The 1,009-nt window shown below is 42.9% G+C and carries 1 protein-coding gene; it reads right to left on the bottom strand.

Translation table 11 applies throughout. The features are described 5' to 3' along the window. Positions 1-290: 290 nt before the first annotated feature. Positions 291-1,009 (bottom strand): methyltransferase domain-containing protein (locus F6K37_RS44355; protein ID WP_287257473.1); only part of this gene is annotated, 719 nt, incomplete at its 5' end.

Here is a 1,009-nt window from a genome sequence, read left to right as displayed (position 1 = left end):
GCAATTGGCTAAATTTTCAAGCTACTCAGCAGAAGACGCTACAGAATCAATGCCAGTGGTGGAGGAAGAACAAAAAGAAAAATAAATAATAGCAATAGTGCAACGTTTAACCTTTAAAAACCTAAGGTAAGCAGTCAGCAGTCAGCAGTCAGCTTATTTTATTCACAAGCTGTTCGGATCTCAAGTAGCCGCCCCATTGGCACCTCAAGTAGCGTGGCCAAAGGCCAATAGCCACTCAAGTAGCCGCCCCATTAGCTGATAGCTGATAGCTGATAGCTTAGATTTAGGGATTATTTGGTAATAGAAAATGTTATCGATTTCCTGGCAACAACAAAAAACGTTGTAATATCTATCCAAATGCCTTGTGCTGTGGCTAATTGCTCAACGGCTGCAAAGAATTCAGTTTTCAATTGCGCTAATTTCTCTGGAGAAAGCTGGAAAACTTCCGCACCAAAGGCACTCTTTGAGTTTCCCCGCCAAGAGTTTGCTGCTACTATTTGAGTATCACTGCTGTAGTAACCCAATTGGTCGGTTTTGACGTTGATGTCTTGAAAACCTGCTTCGGTGAGTAGCTGGTGACATTTCTCGGGACTACCAAGGGGTCCATTGGGATTAGGAATTACAATGCCATAGTCTGCTGCTTTTTCTCGAAACAGACCCCCTGTAGGAAAGGCGTTTGCTGCAAAACAGGAAAATCCGACTAATCCTCCTGGTTTTACGAAGCGATACCACTGCCGTAACGCAGCAGGGATATCTGTTAAGTATACAATGGCTGAAGAACATAGAATCCTATGGAAACTATTATCTGGGAAGTTGATAGTTTCTGCATCTGCTTCTATAAATTTGATGTTGTTGAGACCTTCGGCTTTAACTTTTTGTTGGGCTAAATTGAGCATGCCTGAGGAAATATCTACACCGACAACAGCTCCAGAAGCACCGACAACTTTGGCAGCTAGAATTGCTACTAAACCTGTGCCGGTAGCGATATCTAGAATTCGTTGTCCAGTTT

Origin of the sequence: Moorena sp. SIO4E2 (assembly GCF_010671945.1) — a bacterium.
Classification (GTDB): Bacteria; Cyanobacteriota; Cyanobacteriia; order Cyanobacteriales; family Coleofasciculaceae; genus Moorena; species Moorena producens.
Note: the sequence above shows the minus strand (reverse complement) of the source record. Positions and strands in the feature narration are given on the sequence as shown.